We start from the raw sequence: 6,817 nt of genomic DNA, 5'->3' as shown, positions 1-6,817 counted from the left end.
CGCCGCTACATCATCTGGCGAAACCGCCACGCCGACGACCGGCACCTACGCGCCGTCGTCGACAGGGCGAACGTTGCCTGATGCGGCACTAGCAGCCGCAGGAAGCGGTCACAGGCAGAGTTTCGCCTCGTGGGCGGCGTGGCCTGCGGGCTCCAGCTGGAACGTGCAGTGGTCCACGTCGAAGTGGTCGCCCAGGCAGCCCTGCAGCTCGTGCAGCATCTTCTCGTGGCCGACGGCGTCGAGCGCCGCCTGGGACACGACCACGTGGGCGGAGAGCACCGGCATCCCGGACGTGATCGTCCAGGCGTGCAGATCGTGGACGTCCTCGACGCCCGGCAGCGCCAGTATGTGCGCCCGTACCTCCACCATGTCGACGCCCTTCGGGGCCGACTCGAGCAGGACGTCCAGGGTCTCGCGGAGCAGCTTGACCGTGCGCGGCACGATCATCAGGCCGATGAGGATCGAGGCGATCGGGTCGGCGTACTGCCAGCCGGTGGCCAGGATGATGCCGGCGGAGACGAGGACCGTCACCGAGCCCAGCGCGTCCGCCAGCACCTCCAGATAGGCGCCGCGCACGTTGAGACTCTCCTTCTGGCCACGGACCAGCAGCGAGAGCGAGACCATGTTGGCGACCAGGCCGACCAGGGCGAACGCGACGGTCAGTCCGCCCTTGGTCTCGGCCGGCTCGATGAACCGCTGGACCGCCTCGTACAGCACATAGGTGCCCACGCCGAGCAGGAGGAGACAGTTGGCCAGCGCCGCGAGGATCTCCGCCCGCGCGAAGCCGTAGGTCCGGGTCTGGGTGGGCGGGCGGTTGGCGAAGTGGATCGCCAGCAGTGCCATCGCCAGGCCGACGGCGTCGGTCGCCATGTGGGCCGCGTCGGCGATCAGGGCCAGCGAGTCCGCGACGACGCCGCCGACGATCTCGACCACCATCACGGACAGTGTGATCGCGAGCGCGATCCGCAGCCGGCCCCGGTAGGCCGCGGCCGCGGTCCCCGTGGGCGGTGGCCCTCCGTGACTGTGCCCGTGGTCGTGTCCAGCCCCCATGGCGCGGCCTCCCCGTCGTCGTCGTGTCCGGTGCCCGAGGGGCAAGTCAACTACGGGTGGGGGGTATGTGCAACACGGTACTGAAGACCGTTGTCATATCATCTGACCTGCGGTGATGCGGGCCTGGTGGGAGACCGTGCGAGGGTGGGTTCGAGGCGCTGTGGGGCGCGGTTTGTGGGGCGGTCGGTCGATCACCCATGATGATCTCCGTAGGGCATGGCGCACTCGGGCGGATTCGAGTGGGCCCGGGGGAGTCCGCACCGCAAAGCCTCGGTGAACTCCCACCCTCGTCCATCCGATAGCCTCAGCCGACGTGCCGCCGCCCGATGCCGGGCGGAGCCGCCGTGTCCGGGGCCGTGTCATGGGCCCCGCGGGCCCGCCCGTCAGCTCCAAGGAGTGAGTTCGTCTGTCGACCGCCATCCTCACCGGTCCGCCGGTACCCGGATCGTCGCTCGACGGTGATCTGCGGTCTCTCGGCTTCGACGTACGGGTCGCCTCCGGCCCGCAGGCCACGGGCGCACTGCTCGCCGCCGTACCGGCGGGTGAGCGGATCGCCGTCGTCGATCCTCGCTTCGTCGGACACCTGCACGCCCTGCGGCTGGCCCTCACCGACCCCCGCTTCCCCGCCGCCGCGGCGCCCGGCGCGCTCACCGCGCAGCCCGAGGCCCGCCCGGCGCTCGCCCGCGCCCTGACCGACGCGTACGCCTCGGTGCCCGGCGCCCCGGCCGCACCCGCCCCCGCGGCAACCGACGAGAACCTCCCCGACGCGCTCGCCGACGCCCTCGACGCCGACGGCGTCGCCGTGCACCGGCCCCAGCTCGGCACGCTCGTCGCCGCCGTGCCGACCGACGCCGAGGCCCGCCACGAGGCCCGCGCCGCCGTCGCCGCCGTCGACGACGAGGCCGTACGGCTGCGCTCCGCCGTGAAGGCCCACGACGGCTTCTTCACCACGTTCTGCGTCAGCCCGTACTCGCGCTACATCGCGCGCTGGTGCGCCCGGCGCGGCCTCACCCCCAACCAGGTCACCACGGCCTCGCTGCTCACCGCGCTGATCGCGGCCGGCTGCGCCGCCACGGGCGAGCGCGGGGGCTACATCGCCGCCGGCGTACTGCTCCTCGTCTCCTTCGTCCTGGACTGCACCGACGGGCAGCTCGCCCGCTACTCGCTGCAGTACTCGACGATGGGCGCCTGGCTCGACGCCACCTTCGACCGCGCGAAGGAGTACGCCTTCTACGCGGGCCTCGCACTCGGCGCGGCGCGGAACGGCGACGACGTCTGGGCGCTCGCGCTCGGCGCGATGGTCCTGATGACCTGCCGGCACGTCGTGGACTTCTCGTTCAACGAGGCGAACCACGACGCCACGGCGAACACCAGCCCCACCGCGGCCCTCTCCAGCCGGCTCGACAGCGTCGGCTGGACCGTCTGGGTCCGCCGGATGATCATCCTGCCGATCGGCGAACGCTGGGCCATGATCGCGGTCCTCACCGCCGTCACCACCCCGCGGATCGTCTTCTGGGCCCTGATCGTCGGCTGCGCCTTCGGCGCCTGCTACACCACCGCCGGGCGCGTGCTCCGTTCCCTGACCCGCAAGGCGCAGAGGACCGACCGGGCCGCCCAGGCACTCGCCGACCTCGCGGACACCGGGCCGCTCGCCGACATCGTGGCGAAGACGGCGGGCCGCAAGGCGTTCCCGCCGGCCGCCACCCGGACGGCGATCGCCGCAGTCGGCGGGGCCTGGCTCCTCGCCGCCGCCGTGTGGGCGCCCCCGGGGGCGGTGGTGCTCGCCGCGGTGCTCTACGTGCTGACCTCCGGAATCGCCGTCGCGCGCCCCCTCAAGGGCGCGCTCGACTGGCTCGTCCCGCCCCTCTTCCGGGCCGCCGAGTACGGCACGGTCCTGATCATCGCCGCCCGCTCCGACGTGAACGGCGCCTTGCCCGCGGCTTACGGGCTCGTGTCCGCCGTCGCCTACCATCACTACGACACGGTGTACCGCATTCGCGGCGGCACCGGAGCCCCGCCCGCGTGGCTCGTGCGCACCGTCGGCGGTCACGAGGGCCGCACGTTGCTGGTGGTCGTACTCGCCGCCCTGCTGGCGGACCGCGGCAACGACTTCACCCTGGCGCTCACCGCTCTGGCGGTCGTCGTCGCGCTCGTGGTGCTGGTGGAGTCCATCCGCTTCTGGGTGTCCTCCGGAGCACCCGCCGTACACGACGAAGGAGAAACCGCATGATCGGCCTCGTACTGGCAGCCGGTGCCGGACGGCGTCTGCGCCCCTACACCGACACGCTTCCGAAGGCCCTCGTGCCTGTCGACGGTGACACCACCGTCCTCGACCTCACGCTGAAGAACTTCGCGGAGGTCGGCCTCACGGAGGTCGCCATCGTCGTCGGCTACCGCAAGGAGGCCGTGTACGCGCGCAAGGAGGCCCTGGAGGCCGCCTACGGTGTCTCGATCACCGTGATCGACAACGACAAGGCCGAGGAGTGGAACAACGCCTACTCCCTGTGGTGCGCCCGTGAGGTCCTCAAGCGTGGTGTGATCCTCGCCAACGGCGACACCGTCCACCCCGTCTCCGTCGAGAAGACGCTGCTCGCCGCCCGCGGCGACGGCCAGAAGATCATCCTCGCCCTCGACACGGTGAAGAACCTCGCCGACGAGGAGATGAAGGTCATCACCGCCGAGGGCAAGGGCGTCCAGAAGATCACCAAGCTGATGGACCCGGCCACCGCCACCGGCGAGTACATCGGTGTCACCCTCATCGAGCCCGAGGCCGCCGAGGCGCTCGCCGACGCCCTGAAGGCCACCTTCGAGCGCGACCCCGACCTCTACTACGAGGACGGCTACCAGAAGCTCGCCGACGACGGCTTCAAGATCGACGTGGAGCCCATCGGCGACGTCAAGTGGGTCGAGATCGACAACCACGACGACCTCGCGAAGGGCCGTGAGATCGCGTGCCAGTACTGACCCGGCTCATCCCCTCGCCGGTGGTCGTCGACATCCGGCGCGGAGCGATGGAGGACCTCTCCACGCTCCTGGCGGACCAGCGGATCTCCAGCAACGGCCGGATCGCCGTCGCGATCAGCGGCGGGTCGGGCCTGAAGCTGCGCGAGCACTTCGCCCCCGAGCTGCCCGACGCCGACTGGTACCCCGTCGACGGCGGCACCATCGACGCGGCCGTGAAGCTCGCCGAGGCCATAAGGGGTCAGCGGTACGACGCGGTGGTCGCCCTCGGCGGCGGCAAGATCATCGACGTGACGAAGTACGCGGCGGCCCGGGTCGGCCTGCCGCTGGTCGCCATCGCCACGAACCTGTCGCACGACGGCATCTGCTCGCCGGTCTCCACCCTGGACAACGACAACGGGCGTGGCTCGTACGGTGTGCCGACCCCGATCGCGCTGGTCATCGACCTCGACGTGATCCGGGACGCCCCGGTGCGCTACGTCCGCTCCGGGATCGGCGACGCGGTCTCCAACCTCTCCGCCATCGCGGACTGGGAACTCTCCCACCGCGAGACAGGTGAGCCGGTCGACGGCCTCGCCGCGGCGATGGCCCGCAGCGCCGGCGAGGCGGTGCTCCGCCACCCCGGCGGCGTCGGCGACGACGACTTCCTCGTCACGCTCTCCGAGGGGCTCGTGATGTCCGGCATCGCCATGTCGATCAGCGGCGACACCCGGCCCTCCTCGGGCGCCTGCCACGAGATCAGCCACGCCTTCGACCTGCTCTTCCCCCAGCGCGCCGCCAGCCACGGCGAGCAGTGCGGCCTCGGCGCCGCCTTCGCGATGCACCTGCGCGGTGCCGCCGACGGCTCGCTGGGGATCGTCGAGACGCTGCGCCGCCACGGGCTGCCCGTGACGCCCGAGGAGATGGGCTTCAGCGTGGACGAGTTCGTCCAGGCCGTGTCCTTCGCCCCGCAGACCCGTCCCGGCCGCTTCACCATCCTCGAACACCTCGACCTCTCCGACGACCAGATCAGGGACGCGTACGCCGACTATGCCAAGACCATCCGTAGCTGAACTCCGCCCGGTCGTGCACCCGGCGGGTGTGAAGGACCGGCGTAGCGGAGAGCACTGGGGCGGCCGCCTGTACATGCGCGAGATCTCGCTGCGCATCACCCGCCGCATGGTGACCACGAACGTCACGCCGAACCAGCTGACGTACGTCATGACCCTCTTCGGCGTGCTCGCCGCCCCGGCGCTGCTCGTACCGGGGATCTGGGGCGCCGTCCTCGGCGTCGTCGCGGTCCAGATGTACCTGCTGCTCGACTGCGTCGACGGCGAGGTCGCCCGCTGGAAGCAGCAGTTCTCGCTCAACGGCGTCTACCTCGACCGCGTCGGCGCCTACCTGTGCGACGCCGCCGTGCTGGTCGGCTTCGGCCTGCGTGCCGCCGACCTCTGGGGCGGCGGCCGCATCGACTGGCTGTGGGCCTTCCTCGGCACCCTCGCCGCGCTCGGCGCCGTCCTGATCAAGGCGGAGACCGACCTCGTCGGCGTCGCCCGCCACCAGGGCGGGCTGCCGCCCGTCAAGGAGGCGGCGAGCGAGCCCCGCTCCTCCGGCATGGCCCTCGCCCGCCGGGCGGCCTCGGCGCTGCAGTTCCACCGCCTGGTCCTCGGCATCGAGGCCTCGCTGCTGATCCTGGTCCTGGCGATCCTCGACGCGGTCCAGGGCGGGCTGTTCTTCACCCGGCTCGGTGTCGCGGTCCTCGCGGGCATCGCGATGCTCCAGACGGTCCTGCACCTGGTGTCGATCCTGGCGTCGAGCCGGCTGAAGTGAGGCCGGGGGAGATGGCGACGGCACGGACGACAGACGAGACGACGACAAGCGCGGGAAGGACGAACGTGACCACGGCGATGAAGCTGGGTGCCGTCATCATCACGATGGGCAACCGGCCCGACGACCTGCGCGCGCTGCTGGAATCGGTGGCCAGGCAGGAGGGCGAGCCGGTCGAGGTCGTCGTCGTGGGCAACGGCGCCCCCGTCACGGGGGTGCCCGAGGGCGTCCACACCATCGACCTGCCCGAGAACCTCGGCATCCCCGGCGGCCGCAACGTCGGCATCGAGGCGTTCGGCCCCGGCGGCCCCTGCGGGCCCGTCGACGCCCTGCTGTTCCTCGACGACGACGGTCTGCTCGAACGCAACGACACCGCCGAGCTGATCCGCGAGGCCTTCGCCGCCGATCCGAGGCTGGGCATCATCAGCTTCCGGATCGCGGACCCCGAGACCGGTCTCACCCAGCGCCGGCACGTCCCGCGGCTGCGCGCCTCCGACCCGATGCGGTCCTCGCGCGTGACCACCTTCCTCGGCGGTGCGAACGCCGTGCGCAGCCAGGTCCTCACCGAAGTCGGCGGACTGCCGGACGAGTTCTTCTACGCGCACGAGGAGACCGATCTCGCCTGGCGGGCCCTCGACGCCGACTGGATGATCGACTACCGTTCCGACATGGTGCTGCTCCACCCCACCACGCCACCGTCCCGGCACGCGACGTACCACTACAACGTGGCCCGCAACCGGGTATGGCTGGCCCGGCGCAACCTCCCCGCTCTGCTGGTTCCGGTCTATCTCGGTGTCTGGCTGCTGCTGACCCTCGCGCGGCGCCCCTCGGGCCCCGCGCTCAAGGCGTGGCTCGGCGGATTCCGGGAAGGCTGGGCCACCCCCTGCGGACCGCGCCGGCCCATGAAATGGCGTACGGTGTGGCGGCTGACCCGACTGGGACGCCCGCCCGTCGTCTGACACGTGGTGCCCGACCTGCCACGCATCTGAATACGAAAGTT

6 protein-coding genes and 1 pseudogene are annotated in these 6,817 nt (G+C 71.4%); 6 read left to right on the top strand and 1 reads right to left on the bottom strand.

Features of this window, described 5'->3' with window-relative positions; translation table 11 throughout:
* Positions 1 to 81, top strand: a pseudogene (locus tag ACFUJR_RS31630) (transposase); the annotation flags it as partial.
* Positions 82 to 108: 27 nt separating this feature from the next.
* On the opposite strand, the gene ACFUJR_RS31625 reads toward ACFUJR_RS31630, so the two are convergent.
* A complete protein-coding gene (locus tag ACFUJR_RS31625; protein WP_383172213.1) occupies positions 109 to 1,050 on the bottom strand; it encodes a cation diffusion facilitator family transporter in 942 nt (313 codons plus the stop codon).
* A 406-nt stretch (positions 1,051 to 1,456) separates the two neighbouring features.
* On the opposite strand from ACFUJR_RS31625, the gene ACFUJR_RS31620 reads away from it, so the two are divergent.
* The 5 genes from ACFUJR_RS31620 to ACFUJR_RS31600 all read left to right on the top strand — a co-directional run bounded on the left by ACFUJR_RS31620 (position 1,457) and on the right by ACFUJR_RS31600 (position 6,776).
* Entirely contained in the window at positions 1,457 to 3,280 is a 1,824-nt protein-coding gene (locus ACFUJR_RS31620) for a DUF5941 domain-containing protein (protein ID WP_383172257.1), read from the top strand.
* Positions 3,277 to 4,014 (top strand): sugar phosphate nucleotidyltransferase, encoded by a 738-nt coding sequence (locus ACFUJR_RS31615; RefSeq protein ID WP_383172214.1) that lies wholly within the window; start codon positions 3,277 to 3,279, stop codon positions 4,012 to 4,014. The genes ACFUJR_RS31620 and ACFUJR_RS31615 overlap by 4 nt, the downstream gene beginning before the upstream one ends.
* Positions 4,002 to 5,063 carry an iron-containing alcohol dehydrogenase family protein gene (locus ACFUJR_RS31610; RefSeq protein WP_383172216.1) on the top strand — a complete coding sequence of 354 codons (1,062 nt, stop codon included), beginning with the start codon at positions 4,002 to 4,004 and terminating at the stop codon, positions 5,061 to 5,063. Before ACFUJR_RS31615 ends, ACFUJR_RS31610 begins: the two co-directional genes overlap by 13 nt.
* Complete coding sequence (locus ACFUJR_RS31605) at positions 5,041 to 5,820, top strand: CDP-alcohol phosphatidyltransferase family protein (protein WP_383172217.1); 780 nt, start codon at positions 5,041 to 5,043, stop codon at positions 5,818 to 5,820. The genes ACFUJR_RS31610 and ACFUJR_RS31605 overlap by 23 nt, the downstream gene beginning before the upstream one ends.
* Positions 5,821 to 5,897: 77 nt before the next feature.
* On the top strand, positions 5,898 to 6,776 hold the full coding sequence (locus ACFUJR_RS31600) for a glycosyltransferase family 2 protein (protein WP_383172258.1): 879 nt from the start codon (positions 5,898 to 5,900) through the stop codon (positions 6,774 to 6,776).
* Positions 6,777 to 6,817: the final 41 nt, after the last annotated feature.

It is taken from the genome of Streptomyces sp. NPDC057271 (assembly GCF_042668715.1).
Classification (GTDB): domain Bacteria; phylum Actinomycetota; class Actinomycetes; order Streptomycetales; family Streptomycetaceae; genus Streptomyces.
The sequence above is the reverse complement of the archived record's forward strand: the minus strand, read 5'-3'. Positions and strand labels throughout refer to the sequence as shown.

Bases quoted from the DNA above. Each gene is read 5' to 3' on its own strand.
- ACFUJR_RS31600 (WP_383172258.1), top strand. From the start codon at position 5,898: ATGAAGCTGGGTGCCGTCATCATCACGATGGGCAACCGGCCCGACGAC.
- ACFUJR_RS31605 (WP_383172217.1), top strand. From the start codon at position 5,041: ATGCCAAGACCATCCGTAGCTGAACTCCGCCCGGTCGTGCACCCGGCG.
- ACFUJR_RS31625 (WP_383172213.1), bottom strand. From the start codon at position 1,050: ATGGGGGCTGGACACGACCACGGGCACAGTCACGGAGGGCCACCGCCC.
- ACFUJR_RS31615 (WP_383172214.1), top strand. From the start codon at position 3,277: ATGATCGGCCTCGTACTGGCAGCCGGTGCCGGACGGCGTCTGCGCCCC.